Source organism: Caballeronia sp. AZ1_KS37, from assembly GCF_023631165.1.
In the GTDB taxonomy this organism is placed as follows: Bacteria; Pseudomonadota; Gammaproteobacteria; order Burkholderiales; family Burkholderiaceae; genus Caballeronia; species Caballeronia zhejiangensis.
The window spans coordinates 290,890-307,220 of the sequence record NZ_JALQDP010000001.1 but is presented as its reverse complement, the minus strand read 5'-3'; the positions used below and the strand labels follow the sequence as shown (position 1 = coordinate 307,220).

The 16,331-nt window shown below is 64.3% G+C and carries 19 protein-coding genes; 4 read left to right on the top strand and 15 right to left on the bottom strand.

What is annotated here, in order from left to right; translation table 11 throughout:
• Positions 1–12: 12 nt before the first annotated feature.
• From NCS00_RS01475 to NCS00_RS01455, 5 genes are all read right to left on the bottom strand, one after another.
• Positions 13–2,007 (bottom strand): sensor histidine kinase, encoded by a 1,995-nt coding sequence (locus NCS00_RS01475; RefSeq protein ID WP_034470486.1) that lies wholly within the window; start codon positions 2,005–2,007, stop codon positions 13–15.
• A 25-nt stretch (positions 2,008–2,032) separates the two neighbouring features.
• The gene (locus NCS00_RS01470; protein ID WP_008351804.1) at positions 2,033–3,322 is read right to left on the bottom strand and encodes a dicarboxylate/amino acid:cation symporter; all 1,290 of its coding nucleotides are present in this window, start codon (positions 3,320–3,322) and stop codon (positions 2,033–2,035) included.
• 408 nt (positions 3,323–3,730) lie between these two features.
• Positions 3,731–4,732 (bottom strand): lipoyl synthase, encoded by a 1,002-nt coding sequence (gene lipA, locus NCS00_RS01465; RefSeq protein WP_008351805.1) that lies wholly within the window; start codon positions 4,730–4,732, stop codon positions 3,731–3,733.
• Entirely contained in the window at positions 4,729–5,493 is a 765-nt protein-coding gene (lipB, locus tag NCS00_RS01460) for a lipoyl(octanoyl) transferase LipB (protein WP_175979751.1), read from the bottom strand. Before lipB ends, lipA begins: the two co-directional genes overlap by 4 nt.
• An 83-nt stretch (positions 5,494–5,576) precedes the next feature.
• Positions 5,577–5,903, bottom strand: a complete 327-nt coding sequence (locus NCS00_RS01455; RefSeq protein ID WP_033536549.1) for a DUF2917 domain-containing protein — start codon at positions 5,901–5,903, stop codon at positions 5,577–5,579.
• A 123-nt stretch (positions 5,904–6,026) separates the two neighbouring features.
• On the opposite strand from NCS00_RS01455, the gene NCS00_RS01450 reads away from it, so the two are divergent.
• Positions 6,027–6,980, top strand: coding sequence for a transcriptional regulator GcvA (locus NCS00_RS01450; protein ID WP_008351810.1), 954 nt, complete (start codon positions 6,027–6,029; stop codon positions 6,978–6,980).
• Here NCS00_RS01450 and NCS00_RS01445 read toward each other — a convergent pair.
• The 3 genes from NCS00_RS01445 to NCS00_RS01435 are packed head-to-tail and all read right to left on the bottom strand — an operon-like array spanning position 6,964 to position 9,408.
• Positions 6,964–7,272 carry a DUF493 family protein gene (locus NCS00_RS01445; protein WP_034470775.1) on the bottom strand — a complete coding sequence of 103 codons (309 nt, stop codon included), beginning with the start codon at positions 7,270–7,272 and terminating at the stop codon, positions 6,964–6,966. The genes NCS00_RS01450 and NCS00_RS01445 overlap by 17 nt on opposite strands.
• 11 nt (positions 7,273–7,283) lie before the next feature.
• Positions 7,284–8,195, bottom strand: a complete 912-nt coding sequence (locus NCS00_RS01440; RefSeq protein ID WP_008351813.1) for a D-amino acid aminotransferase — start codon at positions 8,193–8,195, stop codon at positions 7,284–7,286.
• Positions 8,196–8,205: 10 nt separating this feature from the next.
• Positions 8,206–9,408: a D-alanyl-D-alanine carboxypeptidase family protein gene (locus tag NCS00_RS01435; protein WP_033536586.1), complete on the bottom strand. Its 1,203-nt coding sequence runs from the start codon at positions 9,406–9,408 to the stop codon at positions 8,206–8,208.
• Between the two features lie 33 nt (positions 9,409–9,441).
• Here NCS00_RS01435 and NCS00_RS01430 point away from each other — a divergent pair, with 33 nt between their 5' ends.
• Complete coding sequence (locus tag NCS00_RS01430) at positions 9,442–9,765, top strand: hypothetical protein (RefSeq protein ID WP_144403732.1); 324 nt, start codon at positions 9,442–9,444, stop codon at positions 9,763–9,765.
• Between the two features lie 12 nt (positions 9,766–9,777).
• Here NCS00_RS01430 and NCS00_RS01425 read toward each other — a convergent pair whose 3' ends face one another.
• Genes NCS00_RS01425 through NCS00_RS01395 form a run of 7 tightly spaced genes read right to left on the bottom strand, consistent with a single transcriptional unit; the run spans position 9,778 to position 15,637 of the window.
• On the bottom strand, positions 9,778–10,404 hold the full coding sequence (locus NCS00_RS01425; protein WP_008351815.1) for an alpha/beta hydrolase: 627 nt from the start codon (positions 10,402–10,404) through the stop codon (positions 9,778–9,780).
• Complete coding sequence (locus tag NCS00_RS01420) at positions 10,401–10,730, bottom strand: (2Fe-2S) ferredoxin domain-containing protein (RefSeq protein WP_008351817.1); 330 nt, start codon at positions 10,728–10,730, stop codon at positions 10,401–10,403. Before NCS00_RS01420 ends, NCS00_RS01425 begins: the two co-directional genes overlap by 4 nt.
• Before the next feature lie 58 nt (positions 10,731–10,788).
• Positions 10,789–11,961 (bottom strand): VanZ family protein, encoded by a 1,173-nt coding sequence (locus NCS00_RS01415; protein WP_008351818.1) that lies wholly within the window; start codon positions 11,959–11,961, stop codon positions 10,789–10,791.
• Between the two features lie 34 nt (positions 11,962–11,995).
• Positions 11,996–12,622, bottom strand: coding sequence for an ABC-type transport auxiliary lipoprotein family protein (locus tag NCS00_RS01410; protein ID WP_008351820.1), 627 nt, complete (start codon positions 12,620–12,622; stop codon positions 11,996–11,998).
• A 13-nt stretch (positions 12,623–12,635) separates the two neighbouring features.
• Positions 12,636–13,595, bottom strand: a complete 960-nt coding sequence (locus NCS00_RS01405) for an MlaD family protein (protein ID WP_175979746.1) — start codon at positions 13,593–13,595, stop codon at positions 12,636–12,638.
• 30 nt (positions 13,596–13,625) lie between these two features.
• Positions 13,626–14,504 carry an ABC transporter ATP-binding protein gene (locus NCS00_RS01400; protein ID WP_250438941.1) on the bottom strand — a complete coding sequence of 293 codons (879 nt, stop codon included), beginning with the start codon at positions 14,502–14,504 and terminating at the stop codon, positions 13,626–13,628.
• 5 nt (positions 14,505–14,509) lie between these two features.
• Positions 14,510–15,637: an MlaE family ABC transporter permease gene (locus NCS00_RS01395; protein ID WP_008351824.1), complete on the bottom strand. Its 1,128-nt coding sequence runs from the start codon at positions 15,635–15,637 to the stop codon at positions 14,510–14,512.
• Between the two features lie 182 nt (positions 15,638–15,819).
• On the opposite strand from NCS00_RS01395, the gene relB reads away from it, so the two are divergent.
• Together relB and NCS00_RS01385 are read left to right on the top strand one after the other, a co-directional pair.
• The gene (gene relB, locus NCS00_RS01390) at positions 15,820–16,011 is read left to right on the top strand and encodes a type II toxin-antitoxin system RelB family antitoxin (protein ID WP_008351825.1); all 192 of its coding nucleotides are present in this window, start codon (positions 15,820–15,822) and stop codon (positions 16,009–16,011) included.
• Positions 15,968–16,285 carry a type II toxin-antitoxin system RelE/ParE family toxin gene (locus NCS00_RS01385; protein WP_350029715.1) on the top strand — a complete coding sequence of 106 codons (318 nt, stop codon included), beginning with the start codon at positions 15,968–15,970 and terminating at the stop codon, positions 16,283–16,285. Before relB ends, NCS00_RS01385 begins: the two co-directional genes overlap by 44 nt.
• The last annotated feature ends 46 nt before the right edge of the window (positions 16,286–16,331 follow it).

Below are 16,331 nucleotides of genomic sequence, written 5' to 3'. Positions count from 1 at the left end.
CCAACTGTGTTTTCAAGCGCGCCGCAAAGTCAGCACGAACTCCGCGCCGTGCGAATGATCGGCGTCCGCCTGCGTGCCGCCTTCGGGACCGTCCGCGACGATCGGCGCCTCGCGATTGCGCGCGACGAGCGTGCCGCCGTAATCGCGCGCGATCGCCGATGAAATCGCAAGCCCGAGGCCCAGTCCCTGCCCCATTTCCTTCGTCGTGAAGAACGGCTCGAAGAGTTTCGGCAGCGCATCGACGGGAATGCCGGGACCATTGTCGCGCACGATGAGCTCGATCGTATCCGCGTGGCCATTCAGTTCGATGACGATGCGCGGCCTGTCGCACGACGCGACCGCATCGAGCGCGTTGCCGATCAGGTTGATGAGCACCTGCTCCAGCCGCAAGTCCTCGCAACGCACGAAGATCGGCGCGCTGCCTTCGGCGAGTTCCGGCGCGATATCGATGACGACGTTCTTCATGCGCGGACGCAGCATCGAGAACACTTGGCGCAGCGCCCGCGCGACGTCGGCGCGCGCATTCTTCGGCCGCGCCTTCGTGACGAACAACTTCAGCTGATTCGTGATGTTGCCCATGCGCTCGGTCAGCGACGCGATCGCTTCGAGATTCTCGCGCGCCGCCGCCTGATCGCCGCGATCGATCAGCACGCGAGTGTTGTCGGAAAAACTGCGCAACGCGGCGAGCGGCTGATTCAGTTCATGCGTGATGCCCGCCGCCATCTGGCCGAGCGCGGCGAGCTTGCTCGCCTGAATGAGCTCGTCGTGCGCGGCGCGCAGATCCTGTTCGGCGCGCGTGCGCTCGTTCACTTCCTTCGTGAGTTGCGCGTTCGCTTCCGATAAATCCGCCGTGCGCTCCGCGACGCGTTGATTCAATTCGGCATACGCGGTCTGCAACATCTCCCGGCTGCGGATCATCTCGCGCACGCGCGCGCGCCGCATGCGCCAGTAGAACGCGAGCAGGCACAGCGAGACGAATACGAGCGCGGTGACGATGACCGCGATCTGCGCGCCGCTCTCGACGGGATCGAGCGCGGCCATCGTGATCAGTTGCCAGTCGGGTTCGCCGATGGAGCGATGCGTCGCGAGAAACGCCGGCGCATGGTGTCCGTCTCGCCCGCCGCCGCCGACGCGCACGATCTGCGCGCCGCCCTCGAGCGTCTTTACGACAGTCATCGGCAGCGGCGTGATCGCCTGTTGCGCGTATTGGCGCGTCGCATAGACGGACGCCTCGACGTTCTGCGGCAGCGGCCGCACCGTGTGATATTTCCACGCGGGCACGGACGAGAGAAAGATGACGCCGTGATCGTCGGTGACGATGAGCGGCTCGGATGCATCCGCGCCTTGCAGCCATTCGAGATTCAGCTTCACGACCGCGACGCCGATGATCTCTTTCGTGCCCTCGCGATAGACCGGTTGCGAGATGTAGTAGCCGGGCTCGGTCGAGATCGTCCCGATGCCGAAGAAACGGCCGGTGCTGCCCTTCATCGCGTCGATGAAATACGGCCGGAAGTTGTAGTCCACGCCGACGAAACTGTCCGTCGCGTTCCAGTTGCTCGCGGCAACCGCGATGCCGTTTGCGCGGATCAGATACGTGACGGTGGCGTGCGAGCGCGCGTTGAGGTCTTCGAGATAACGGTTCGCGCGCTCGACGTTCGCACGATCCGGATGATCGAGCGCGTCCTGCACGACCGGATGCCGCGACAGCAGATAAGGCAGATATTCGTAGCGGTCGAGCGTGCTCTTGAGCGTGTTCGTCGTGCGATCGACGCGCGCGGCGGCGTTGAGCCTCAACTCGTCGATGCCGCTTTGCCACGCGAGATGCCACGTGAGCGCGCAGCACGCCACGAGCGCGGCGAAAAGCGCGAAGAACACGACGATGCGGCGCGACACGTGAGCAGATTCCCGCGAAAGAGGATCTGCCATTGTGTCATAGGCTTGTGGCGAATCAGGCGCCGGAAACGACTGCGGCGAAGCACTCGCGGACTGAGGCTTCGCCGCTTGCATGATCGCTTCCGGCTTCAGTGCGGATTCAGACCGACTTCGCTTCTTCGGCGTCGGTCACGTCGACGTCGCGCGACAACGCCGCCTTCAGCTTGCTGCGATCCAGCTCCTTCTCCCATGCCGACACGACGACCGTCGCCACGCCGTTACCGACGATGTTCGTCAGCGCGCGGCATTCCGACATGAAGCGGTCGATGCCGAGAATCAGCACCATGCCCGCGAGCGGAATCGTCGGCACGACGGCGAGCGTCGCGGCCAGTGTGATGAAGCCTGCGCCGGTCACGCCGGAAGCGCCCTTCGACGTGAGCATCGTCACGGCCAGCAGCGTCAGTTGCTGGCCCCACGAGAGATCGGTGTTGGTCGCCTGCGCGATGAACAGCACGGCCATCGTCATGTAGATGTTGGTGCCGTCGAGGTTGAACGAGTAGCCTGTCGGCACGACGAGACCCACGACCGAACGCGAGCAGCCGAGCTTTTCGAGCTTGAGCATCAGTTGCGGCAGCGCGGCTTCCGACGACGACGTGCCGAGCACGATCAGCATTTCTTCCTTGATGTACGCGATGAACTTCAGGATGTTGAAGCCCACCATGCGCGCAATCGCACCGAGCACCACGACGACGAAGACGATCGACGTCAGATAGAACGTACCGATGAGCTTGAGCATCGGCAGCAGCGAACCGATGCCGTACTTGCCGATGGTAAACGCCATCGCGCCGAACGCACCGATCGGCGCGAGCTTCGTGATGATGCCGACCATGCCGAACAGGATGCTCGACAGACCTTCGATGAACGTCGTCACGACCTTGCCGCGCTCGCCGATATGCGCGAGCACCGCGCCGAACAGGAGCGCGATCAGCAGGATCTGGAGGATTTCGCCCTGCGCGAACGCCGACACCAGCGTGTCCGGGATGATGTGCAGGAAGAAATCGACCGTGCTCTGGCCGTGCGCCTTCGTCGCGAAGGAATCGACGGCCTTGTGGTCGAGCGTCGAAGGATCGACGTTGAAGCCGACGCCCGGCCGCAGGAGGTGCGTCGCGGCGAGACCGAGGATCAGCGCGAACGTCGACACGACTTCGAAGTACAGCAGCGCCTTGCCGCCGACGCGGCCGACCTTCTTCATGTCTTCCATGCCGGCGATGCCGGTCACGACGGTACAGAAGATGATCGGGCCGATGACCATCTTGATGAGTTTGATGAACCCGTCGCCGAGCGGCTTCATGTCGGTGGCGAGCGAGGGATAGAAGTGCCCGAGCGCGATGCCGATGATGATCGCGACGATCACCTGCACGTACAGGACTTTATGGATGGGTTTTTTCACGATGTTTCCAGGCGATAACAAGCAGTTGGCGGAAGTACGGCCAGCGGCGAGCGTTGACGCGGGGCGGGCGTGTGTGGGCACGTCTGAACGCGTCGATGGGCGATAGCCGCTTCGTCGACGGATCAGGGACGTTTGGATGCGAGAGGGGTCATCGGCTTGTCTCCTTGACTTTTATGGGCGGCTCATGGGCCGTGCCGTTTGTATCGCAAGGGCAATGCCAGGTTTAAGTTTCGCTTAAGCCGATGATTCTATGGGAGTTTTCTGATCGGCTGGCGGCTTCGAATCCGGGATTCCGGAAATCCGGAATGCGGGCGTCCGGGGTTCTGGACGGTTAGCGCCTCGATTACGAGAAACAAAAAACCCACCGTCTCCGGTGGGCTTTCTCTCAGCGGAAGGGCGAAACCGGCGTCAAACCACGCCCGCCCCATGCGCCTGCACATCCGCGTGATAGCTCGAACGCACCATCGCGCCGACCGCCGCGTGCGTGAAGCCCATCTTGTACGCCTCTTCCTCGTACATCTTGAAGGTATCCGGATGCACGTACGCCCGCACCGGCAGATGATGCTCCGAAGGCTGCAGATACTGCCCGATCGTCAGCATGTCGACGTCGTGGGCGCGCAGGTCGCGCATCACCTGAAGAATTTCCTCTTCCGTTTCGCCGAGACCCACCATCAGGCCCGATTTCGTCGCGACTTCCGGATGCAGCGCCTTGAAGTCCTTCAGCAACTTCAGCGAATGGTGATAATCCGAACCCGGACGCGCTTCCTTGTAGAGACGCGGCACCGTTTCGAGGTTGTGGTTCATCACATCGGGCGGCGCGGCGGTCAGAATGCCGATCGCGCGATCCAGACGCCCGCGGAAGTCCGGCGTCAGAATTTCGATGCGCGTTTCCGGCGAATGCTCGCGAACCTGCCTGATGCACTCGACGAAGTGCGCGGCGCCGCCATCGCGCAGATCGTCGCGATCGACGGACGTGATCACCACGTATTTCAGCTTCAGCGCGCCGATGGTGCGCGCGAGATTCAGCGGCTCGTCGGCGTCCAGCGGATCGGGGCGGCCGTGTCCGACATCGCAGAACGGGCAGCGGCGCGTGCACTTGTCGCCCATGATCATGAACGTCGCGGTGCCCTTGCCGAAGCATTCGCCGATGTTCGGGCAGCTCGCTTCCTCGCAAACCGTATGAAGACTGTGCTCGCGCAGGATCTTCTTGATCTCGTTGAAGCGCGAGTTGCCCGTCGCGGTGCGTACGCGAATCCACTCCGGCTTCTTCAGCTTCTCGATCGGAATGACCTTGATAGGAATGCGCGATGTCTTCGCCTGTGCCTTCTGCTTTGCAGTGGCGTCGTAAGCGGTGGGCGACGAAGCAGAAGCGGCGGTGTCGCCAGCCAGGTTTGCGGTTGCGTCAGTCATTCGGTCGATCCGGTTGTTGCAGCGGCAATTGCGGGGAGGCCGCCGATTTGAAGTGCCAGCCGTTCGGCCAGCACGAGAGCTACGTCGCGCCAGTCGGCCGCGACGCCGAGCGTCGCCATGTCGACCGTTTCGAGCCCCGCGTAGCCGCACGGGTTGATTGCGAGGAACGGCTGCAGGTCCATTCGCACATTGAGGCTCACGCCGTGATAACTGCAGCCGTTGCGAATCTTGAGTCCGAGCGCGGCGATCTTCGCGCCTTCATGCGCCTGCGTACGATCGTTCGCGCCTTGAGGATGCCGCGCCACGTAAATGCCGGGCGCGCCGGCCTTGCGGTCGGTCGCGAGATTATACGTCGCGAGGGTTTCGATCACGGCCTCTTCGATGCGCCGCACCAGCTCGCGCACCATGAGCTTGCGGCGGCGCAGGTCGATCAGCAGATAAGCGACGATCTGCCCCGGCCCGTGATATGTGATCTGTCCGCCCCGATCCACCTTGACGAGCGGAATGCCGCTTTCGGCGAGCAGCAGATGCGCCGGATCACCCGCGAGACCGAGCGTGAAGACGGGCGGATGCTCGACGAGCCAGATTTCGTCCTGTGTTTCGGGCGTGCGAGCGTCGGTGAAGGTGCGCATCGCGTCGAAGCTCTGGCTGTACGGTTCGAGACCGCGCCAGCGCAACGCGACCGGAAAGTCACCGGAACTGAGCACGGTGGCGGGCGCGTCGTGGATTGCTTGTGGGATGGCGAGCGGTGTGGCGGACATGGTGCCGGTAGTTTACCGAAATAGCCCCATGCCCGCCGATGGTGAATTCGCATGCCTTCGATGGCAAATGCGAATACTTGGGGTCAGACGGTTCTCCATCCGGAGCGCAACCGCTGTGCGAGACGCTCGATGCGCGTCGAAACCCAGTGCATCGCGCGTTCGTCGCAGCGCGGCAGGATCGTGAAGACGACATAGGCCGGACGGTCGCCCTCGACGGAAAGCCAGAGCCGCTCGCGCTCGCGCAGCTTGAGATTGTCGCCGGGCACGAGCCAGTAATCCTCGATGTCGTTGCTTCGCGTCGCCCAGACGGGACTGCCGTGGACCATGAGACGCGTGCCGCGCGCAATTCTCATCGGCACGGTTTCGCCGGGCTTGATTTCAAAGGTGACGCTTGTTGATATTTCTCGCATGATCCACTCCGCCAAGGGAACGTTTCGATGACTACAATCCTAGGCGTGACAAGGCATCAGGCAAAACGATCAATTTTCACTGCTATGTGAGCTGTATTGACAACGACACCGCCGACAATCCATATGGACCTCCGCCAGCTTCCCGCCCTGAACGCGCTGCGCGCCTTCGAAGCCGCCGCCCGTCACGAGAGCTTTTCCCGCGCCGCCGACGAGCTTTTCGTCACGCACGGCGCGGTCAGTCATCAGATTCGCGCGCTGGAGTCGGAGCTCGGCGTGTCGCTGTTCGCGCGCGACGGCAAACGCGTGCGTCTCACCGATCGCGGCCGGCAGTACGCGGCGGAAGTGCGCTCGGCGCTCGTCGCGCTGGCGGAATCGACGCGCCGCATCCGCTCCGGCGATCGCGACCGGCGGCTGATCGTATCGACGATTCCGTCGTTTTCCGCCCGCTGGCTGACGCCGCGCGTCGGCAGATTCATCGAGCAGCATCCGGATATCGATCTCGAACTGCTGACGACGGCCTCGCTCATCGATTTCAACCGCGACGACGCGGACGTGGCGCTGCGTTTCGGCTACGGCAAGTACGCGGGTCTGCACACCGAGGAATTGCTCGACGAGGTTTTTTTCCCGGCGTGCTCACCGAACTTTCGCGGCGGCGCGCTGCCCCGCGTGCCGCGCGATCTGGAAAAGCTGCCGCTTCTGCGCTCGGACGACGAGCTCTGGCGTCCGTGGTTCGACGCCGCGGGACTCACCGATCTGCCCGAACCGAAGCGCGGCGTCCTCTATGAGGATTCGTCGAATTTGCTGCAGGCGGCGATCGACGGTCAGGGCATCGCGCTCGTGCGCCGCTCGCTCGCGATGCAGGAAATCATCGCGGGACGGCTCGTGCGGCTTTTCAATGTCGAAGGGCCGAGTCCGTGGAAGTATTACTTCGTGTGCCCGACCGCGCTGCTTCAGACGAAGCGCGTCCACGCGTTCAGGGAGTGGGTTTTCGAGGAAGCGGAGCAGTTCAGGCTGCTCTACGAGCGCACGCCGGCGGTGTGCGATGCGCCCGCGGGCAAGATCAAAGCACTACCTTGACCATCGGATGGCCGGTGAGCGCGCGATAGATATCGTCGAGATGCGCGCGATTCTGCGCGCGCACGGTGCAGGTGAGACCGGTGTAGTTGCCGCCCGAAGACGGGCGCGACTCCACACGCGACGCGTCGAAATCCTTGTCGAAAGCCTTGAGCACATCGACGATCGTGTCGTGGAATTCCGGATGCGTCTTGCCCATCACCTTGATCGGGAAATCGCAGGGAAAATCGAACAGCTCGTCGGCGCTGTGCTTGGCGCTGTCGGTCGGATCGGTGGCTTGTGGCTTGTCAGTCATGACTTTCTCCTTCACTTGCCGCGCTTGGCCTCTTCGGCGAACTCGCGCGCTTTGGCCCGCTGGTAGGCGTCGTACAGTGCAGCATAGACCGGTCCGGGGCGGCCGTCGCCGACGCTCTTGCCGTCGAGCGTCGTGACCGGCATGACTTCTTTCGTCGCCGAGCTGATCATGACTTCGTCCGCCGAACGCAATTCTGCTTCGGTGATGTCGCGCTCCTCGAACGCGATACCCGCCTCGCGCGCCAGTTCCTCGATGAGCCCGTAGCGGATGCCTTCGAGAATGCGCGGTCCGCGCGGCGCGCCCAGCAGCGTGCCGCCCTTCACGATCCACACATTTGAGGACGAACCCTCGGTAAGCAAGCCGTCGCGCAACTGAATGGTTTCGAGCGCGTCGTTTTCGGCGGCGTGCTGCGCCATCAGCACGTTGCCGAGCAACGACACCGATTTGATGTCGCAATGCAGCCAGCGTTTGTCTTCGGCGGTGACGGCGACGGCGCCGCGCGCGCGATCCGCCGCGCTCGGGAACACGAGCTGGCCGAGCATGACGAACACGGTCGGCACGATTCCCGCCGGGAACGCGTGCCCGCGCCGTTTGGCGACGCCGCGCGTCACCTGGATGTAGACGAGCGCATCGCCCGCGCCGGCGTTCTCCGCGATGACGCGATCGATCAGCGCGCGCCAGCCGGCGTCATCGAACGGATTGCCGATGCGAATCTTGCCGAGACTGCGATCGAGCCGCGCCAGATGCTGCTTCAGGCGGAACGGCAGACGCGCGCCGTCGGCTTGCGCGTAGAGCGGCACGACTTCGTACACGCCGTCGCCGAAGATGAAACCGCGATCGAGCACGGGAATGCGCGCTTCGGAAAGCGGTCCCCACTCGCCGTTCAGATAGACCGTCGGATCGAATGCTTCGGCTTGGCTCATCACAGGCTCCTTACTTACGCTTTTGCCACCAGAGCAGCGCCGAATCCCACAGGCGGCCGAAGATGCCCGCTTCCGGCACATCCTGCAACGCGACGAGCGGGAACTGCGCGACTTCCTTGCCATCGGCCATCATCTTGACGCTGCCGATCTGCTGGCCCTTCTTGATCGGCGCGACGATCAGATTGTCGTGCGTGACCGTCGGCTTGACCTTCTCGCCCAAGCCCTTCGGCACGGTGATGTACTGATCCGTCGTGACGCCCGCCTGCACGTTGTCGGCCGCGCCCTTGTACACGCGCGGCGAATCGATCACCTGATTCGCCTTGTACAGACGCAGCGCGTCGTACGCGGTGTAGCCGTAGTTCAGCATCTTCAGGCTGTCCTGCACGCGGTTGTGTTCTTTCGGCTCGCCCATCATCACGGCGACGAGGCGGCGGCTCGCGTCGGGCACGCCGACGAGCGAACGCTTCGCGGTCGCGATCAGGCAGTAGCCGGCGGCCTTCGTGTGGCCGGTCTTGAGGCCGTCGACGGTCGGATCGAGCCACAGCAGGCGATTGCGGTTCGGCTGCTTGATCTTGTTGTACGTGAAGTCCTTCACCGAGAAGATGCTGTAGTACTCGGGGAAGTCGCGGATCAGGCGCGTCGACAGCACGGCGAGATCGCCCGCGGTCGTGTAGTGCTGCGGATCGGGCATGCCGTTCACATCGGCGAAATTCGTGTGCGTCATGCCGATGCGCTTCGCCGCCGCGTTCATCAGCGTGACGAAGTTGCCTTCGCTGCCGCCGACGAGTTCCGCGAGCGCGATGGCCGCGTCGTTGCCCGACTGCACGATCATGCCGTACACGAGATCGTGCACGGTGACGGGCTTGTTCGCCTCGATGAACATGCGCGACTCGTCGGTGCGCACGCGGCGCACGGCCTCGCTCGGCATGACGGTCTGATCCATGTTGATCTTCTTCGACTTCAACGCATCGAAGACGAGATACGCGGTCATCAGCTTGGTGAGCGATGCCGGCTCGACGCGCTCATCGGGATTGCCCGAGGCGAGCACCTGATTGCTGGTGGCGTCGACGAGCACCCACGAACGTGCCGTCACGTCGGGCGGCGGAACCTGGGCGAAAGCGCTCGCCGCCGCCAGCACGGCGGGCAGAACGAAAACGGCTTTTGCGGAAACGGAAACGGAAGGAAAAGACAGGCCGGAAGGGACAAAGCGCATAGGATCGATCGGCGGAAAAAGCACGCTGCGACGATGACGATCGAGGATCGGATGATCGGCGAAGCACGGGTTGAACAGGCTGACCGTCGCTGTCGGTCGGGCATTTCGCCAGGACAGCGGCACGCGCGGCGCCGCGGCGAAAAGCGCTCGTTCGACAGACGGACGCAAAAACGGTTCTCAGAAGCCGGGGTTTCGACGGCCGCGATACGTCGAATGCAACGTCGCGCGGCCGGAATCCGTGAAAAAATTCTGCGCCATTATACGCGCGGGCCGCTTCCGTTTTCCTTGGAATCTGCGCGGTTGCCGCTCGTTTTAACGTTTTTCAGGCTGCGCTTAGCCGCTTTTGCCGATCGATGACGAGCGATGCGCTCAACGCCACGCGTCGACGATCACGCGCTTCAGGATATGCAGCTTGCGATGGAAGAAATGCTCGCCGCCCGGAATCACGACGACGGGCAGTTCCTGCGGCCGCGCCCAGTCGTAGACGGATTGAATCGGCACGGTGTCGTCGACTTCGCCGTGGATCACGAGCGTCGTGTCGGGCACGGGCGCGACTTCCCAGCGGCTCGCCGCCGTGCCGACGAACACCATGCGCTCGATGTCCTTGCCGGCATCACGCATGCGCTTCGCGACGTGCGACAGCACGAAGGTGCCGAACGAAAAGCCCGCGAGCACGATCGGCACGTCCGCCTGACCCGGCTGCGCGCGCATGTGATCGATCAGCGCGAGCAGATCGTCCTGTTCGCCGATGCCGTTGTCATGCTCGCCGCCCGTCTGCCCGACGCCGCGAAAGTTCGAGCGATACGTCGTGTAGCCGAGCTGGACGAACGTGCGCGCGAGCGTCTGCGCGACCTTGTTGTCCATCGTGCCGCCGAAAAGCGGATGCGGATGCGCGACGAGCGCGATGCCGCGCGGCGCGCTGTCGGTCTTGTCGAGCGCGCATTCGATCTTGCCGACCGGACCGTCGATGAGAAACTTTTCGGTTTGCGCGTTCATGCGGGTTGATCGATCAGAAGACGTTCGACGATTTTGCCGTTGGCGAGATGCGAATCGACGATCTCGTCGATGTCGGTTTCATCGACATACGTGTACCAGGTGCCTTCCGGATACACGACCACGACCGGCCCGAGTTCGCAGCGGTCGAGGCAGCCGGCCTTGTTGATCCGCACGTTGCCTTCGCCCGCGAGACCCAGTTTTTTCACGCGCTTTTTAGCGTATTCCTGCATGGCCTGCGCGTTGCAGTTCGCGCAGCTCGGACGCGCCGCATCGGCTTCGCGCTGGTTCAGGCAGAAGAACACGTGGTACTTGTAGAAGGAATCCATGAGCGGGTGCGATGAGAGTGTCGGTCGATTATAGCCAGCGATGTTCGTGCCCGCCGTATCAGGCCGAGCGCCCCGCCTTGCGCGCGCGCCGCCGCGCGAGCCACGCGCGCTCCGCCGCCGAAGCGAGCCAGCCGAGCGCCGCGTACGGCCACACCCACGCGAGCCAGTGCGCGAGCCCGTTGAAATGCAGATAGCGGCCCTGCCGCCAGTCGGCGAGCACGATGTCGAAATACGGATTCACCGGCAGCAGATTGATGAGCGCGAGCGAGATCACGAGCGCCCCGCCCGCGAGCGCCGCGCGCAAGCCGCGCGGCAACGCGACCGACAGCACGCCCGCGATCGTCGCGATGGCGATGCCTTCCAGCGCGCCGTCCGTCGCCCAGTCGAAGGTCAGGCCCGCGCGCGACTGCAGAAAGCTTGCGCCCGCTTTCGCGAAGATCGTCATCGCGATCAGGCCGAGCATCAGCCGGATGCGTGGCGCGCGCTGCCGCGTGAGCAGCGTCGCGAGCACGAGCGCGGCGAACAGGCTCGTCGATGTGATCAGCGCTTCCCAGGCGTCGTCCGGCAGAAGCGCGCCGAGCCGGTCCGGCCAGCTTTCGATGTCCCACGCGGCGGGCGTCCACGCGAGAATCGCGTCCTGCATCGCCGGGTCGAGCTCGTCCCACAGCACGCGCGGAAGATCGCCGCCGCCGAAGAGATACGGCGCGGGGAACATCGCCGCGAACGGCCAGAGCGCCGTCAGCCCGAGCACATACGCCGCGTCGCGCTCGAACCACGTAAAGCGGATGCGCCGCAACAGGCCGCGATCGAGCAGCGCGCTCGTCGCGGGCGCGATCAGCATGCCGCCGACGAGCGCGCCGAACGCGTTCGCGGCGAGATCGAGGTTCGAGGCGACGCGCGTCGGCAGATACGTCTGGATCGCTTCCATCGCGCCGGAGAGCAGCGCGCCGCCGATGAGCGCCGCGCCGACCGCGAATGTGCCGCGCAGACGCGGATAGAGCGCGAGCACGATCAGCGCGCCGAGCGGCATGTAGCCGAGCACGTTGGTCACGACATCGAAAACGGTCAGATATTGCGGCAGCGGATCGGTGAGATACGCGAGCGGGCTCAATCCGAGCGAGCGCCAGCCGGAAAACGGATAAAGCGAACCGTAGACGACGAGCGCCGCATACGCGGCGAGCGCCTGCCGGGAGAACGCCGACGGGCGACGCTGCCATTGCTTGATCGTCATGAGCCGCCCGGACGCTTCGATGCTGGGCGGAAGATCATCGTGACGCGGAGAGCGGCTGCGCGGCGAGCCACGCGGAAAGTTGCGCGATCACATCGTCCGATGCAGCCGCGAGCGCCCGCGCGCCGCCGGGGGCATCGGCGCTCGGCGCGGGCGCGCTCGCGGCGAAGCTGCGCTGGCCGACGACGCGGCCTTGCTGCGTGAGCGTCGCGCGCACCGACACGAGGCCGCGGCTTTGCTCGGGCGCATCGAAGACCTGTTCGAAGCTCGTCAGCTCGACTTCGAGCAGCGGCACGGCGCGCACCGGATCGGCGCCCGACAGAACCGGGCCGCGCGCCGCGAGCGCATCGCGCAGGCGTTGCGTCAGCAACTGCGCGGGCGGCATCGTCCAGTGGCTGTTCGAATAGTTGCCGGTGCGCTGTGCATCGACATAGCTGAGCCGATACGCGAACGAATCGGTTTCGAGACTGCGCGGCGCGCCCACCGCGAGCACTTTGACCGGCGGCATCGGCGCGGCGTTGGCGCTTGCGTTGGCAGCCGGTATCGCGCCGAGGTCGTAATGCGCGTTCGGCATCGCGGTCGACGTCGATCCGCAACCTGCGAGCAACGCGGCGCAGCCGAGCGCGAACGCCGCGACCGCTCCTTTCATGTCGATGTCCGTCATATCTTTTCCCCGATCAATGCGCCGCTTTCGCCGGCCACGCGAAGCCCGGCTCGCCCGGTCCCGGCTCCTTCTGCGGCGCGCCGAAGAGCACGCTGCGCGGATTGGTGCTGAACGCGTCGGCGGCGCGATCGACGGAACGCGCCGCCGCGCTCACGTCGTCGCTGAACGAATAGAAGCGCGGCAACGCCTCGAAACCGACGCGCGCCGTGATGAAACGCAGCGATTCGTTCATGTCCGCGAGCGCCGCGCCCGCGTCTTCGGCGGCCTTGCCCGCCTTGTTCAAGTTGGACACGAGCGGGCCGTCCGGACGATTCAGGTTCTGCACGAGCTGATGCGTCGAGGCGAGCGTCGTGTTGATCTGCCTGAGCGTCTGCGGCAACTGCGCCGTCGCGGGCTGCACCTGGCTCGCGAGCGTCGCGATGCCGTCGGCGGCGGTTTGCAGGCTCTTCGTCGTCGCCATGAGCTGATTGCGCACGTCGTCGGAGAGGAACTTGTCGGCGTCGTCGGAAAGGCGCTCGAACTTCTTCAGGATGATGTCGCCGCGCTGCTGCAACTGCTCGAAGAGACCGGGACGCATCGGCACTTCGGCGACGTGCTGCGGCGACGAAGCCAGCGCGGCCGTATCGGTGCCCGTGTCGTCGAGCTGCACGAACGCGATGCCCGTCACGCCCTGAAAGCCGAGCGTCGCGTACGTGGAATGCGTCATCGGCGCGTTCTTGTCGACGACAATGCGGATGCGGATCTGCCCCGGATGCGACTTGTCGAAGCTGATCGACTGCACCTTGCCGACGCCCAGGCCGCGATAGCGCACGGCCGCGTCCGTGAAGAGGCCGGTCACGTTGGTGCGCGCGATCAGATCGTACGGCACGCGCACGGTGCGATCGACGTTGAAGAAGAACACGGCGAACGCGATGGCCAGCACGAGCACGATCGTGAAAAGCCCGGTCCAGAACGCGTGTGATTTGTTTTCCATCGGCAGGTTCCTTTGGCGCTCGCTTCGCGCTTACTTGTTCACGGCGATCGGCGCATCTTCGAGCGCGGCCGGCGGCAGCTTCGCGCGGCGCTCGGACGGCAATGCCTGCAACGCGCGGCGGCCGCGTCGCCCCAGAAAGTACTCGCGGATGAACGGATGATCCACCGCGCACGCCTCTTCCACCGGCGCCGCGACGAGCACGCGACGATCCGCCAGCACCGCGACGCGCGTGGACAGCGCGACCATGGTGTCGAGATCGTGCGTGACCATCACGACCGTCAGACCGAGCGCGCGATGCAGCGTCGCGATCAGATCGACGAATTCGTCCGATGCCTTCGGATCGAGACCGGCCGTGGGTTCGTCGAGGAACAGCAGTTCGGGCTCGAGCGCGATCGCCCGCGCGATGCCGACGCGCTTCACCATTCCGCCCGACAACGCGGACGGCATCTTGCTCGCGTGCTTGCACGACAGGCCGACCATTTCGAGCTTCAGCATCACGAATTCGCGGATCAGGTCCTCGGGAATCTTGCCGAGTTCGCGAAACGGCTGCGCGATGTTGTCATATACCGTCAGCGACGAAAACAGCGCGCCTTGCTGAAACATCATGCCGGAGCGCGTGCGCAGCATCTTCGCGGTTTCGTCGTCCATTTGCGCCCATTCCTCGCCGAGCACGCGAATGGTGCCCGATGTCGGCGACTCGAGGCCGAGAATCTGCCGCACGAGCGTGGTCTTGCCCGAGCCCGAACCGCCGAGCAACGCGACGATCTCGCCGCGCCGCACATCCAGATTCAGATGCTCGTGAATCACCGTGCGCCCGTAGCGCTTGGTGAGATCGCGCACTTCGATCACCGGTTCCGCGATGACGGGCGGCGGCTGATGACGAACGGCGGTGGCGAGCGTGGTCGACATGGCGGTCAGAGTCCGACGTTCTGAAAGAGGATCGCGAAGACGGCGTCCGCGAGAATCACGATGGTGATCGACGTCACCACGGACGTCGTCGTGCCTTCCCCGAGACTCTGCGAATTCGCCTTGATGCGAAAGCCGAAGTGACACGCGGCGAGCGCGATCAGCATGCCGAACACGACGCCCTTGCCGAGCCCGATCCACAGATTCGCGATCGGCACGACCGACGGCAGCGAGCGAATGAAGAAGTTCATGTCGATGGACAGCACGAGCTTCGCCGCGAGCGCGCCGCCCGTCAGCGCGATGATGTTGGTCCACATGACGAGCAGCGGCATTGCGATGCCGAGCGCGATCACGCGCGGCAGCACGAGGCGCAGGCTATGCGGAATGCCCATGACCTGCATCGCGTCGAGTTCTTCGGTGACGCGCATCACGCCGATCTGCGCGGTGATCGCCGAACCCGAGCGGCCCGCGACGAGAATCGCGGAAAGCACCGGCCCGAGCTCGCGGATCACGGAAAGCCCGAGAATATTGACGATGTACTGGTTCGCCCCGAACGCCTGCAACTGCTGCGCGGACAAGTAGCTCAACACGATGCCGATCAGGAACGCGACGAGCGCGGTGATCGCGAGCGCCTGCGCGCCGGCGCTGTAGATGTTCGCGGAGATTTCCGTCCACGGAATGCGCTGCGGGCGCCGCACCAGCCCGATGAGATCGAGCACGAAGGCGCCGAACATCGCGAGGCCGCCGTACAGGTGATCGAAGAAACCGAAGATGAGCTGGCCGAGCCGCGTGACCGGATCGACGCGATCGACGGCTTCGGGTTCCTCGCGTTCGGCGTCGAGCAGCGCGACGCGCTCGAAGATTTCGCGCTGCGTGTCGGACAGCGCGATGGTCGCGGGCATCTTGCGTCCCCACACGCGCCAGAGCGCCTGGCCGCCGACGTGATCGAGCCGCTCGACGGAAAGCAGATCCCACTGGCTGATCGCCTCGCGCCCGATGGCGCGCAGACGCCGCGTGACGCCGCTCTTCGCGCGATCGCGAGCGAGCGCGAGCGCGGTCCACTGGCCCGATAGCCGGACCACCTTGCCCTGCAGACCGGCTTCCACTCTTAGGCGCGGCGGCGTGTCGAAGTCCAAGGATCGATGGCGCGATGAGACGCGGTTAAAGGGGAGAGGACATTGTAGCGAAGAGTGTCGGGAGGACGCGGGGATGGTGGCAGGCGGGTTTCGGCTGGAAGGCGCAAGGATCGGAATTTCCGTGTTGCGGTGCACTTGAGTCGCTGACCTATCATGGTTTCGAGAACTCCGGTGCAACCGCAATGGACAAACGACTCGATCCGCTTATTTCCGAACTCGATTCGCTCGAAGAGGCTGAACTGTATGACGCCTGGTTCCGCGCGGAGGTAGAAGCGTCACTTGCGGACCCGGAGCCGTCGATTCCCAACGATCAAGTATTCGCGGAAATGGATGCGCTCGTGGCGGCCAAGCGAAAGGCACGGAATGCTCGTTGATTGGCGGCCGCGCGCACGGAGACAACTCAGGGAAATCTACGAATACATTGAAGAGCGTGATCCGCAAGCGGCCGACAATCTACTTTCGATGAACAGGGAAGCAGCCCGGACGTTAGCGGATGTTCCATACATCTATCGTCACGGAAGGGTCTCGAATACCAGAGAGATGATGGTTCATCCGAATTACCTGGTGGTTTACCGTGTGACGCACCGCGTCACCGTACTGGACTCGCTGCATGCACGGCGGCGGTATCCGAGCGACAACACGCGCTGAAGCGGAGTTTCACGGGCTTCGAACACGCATCCCACGGCTACAATAC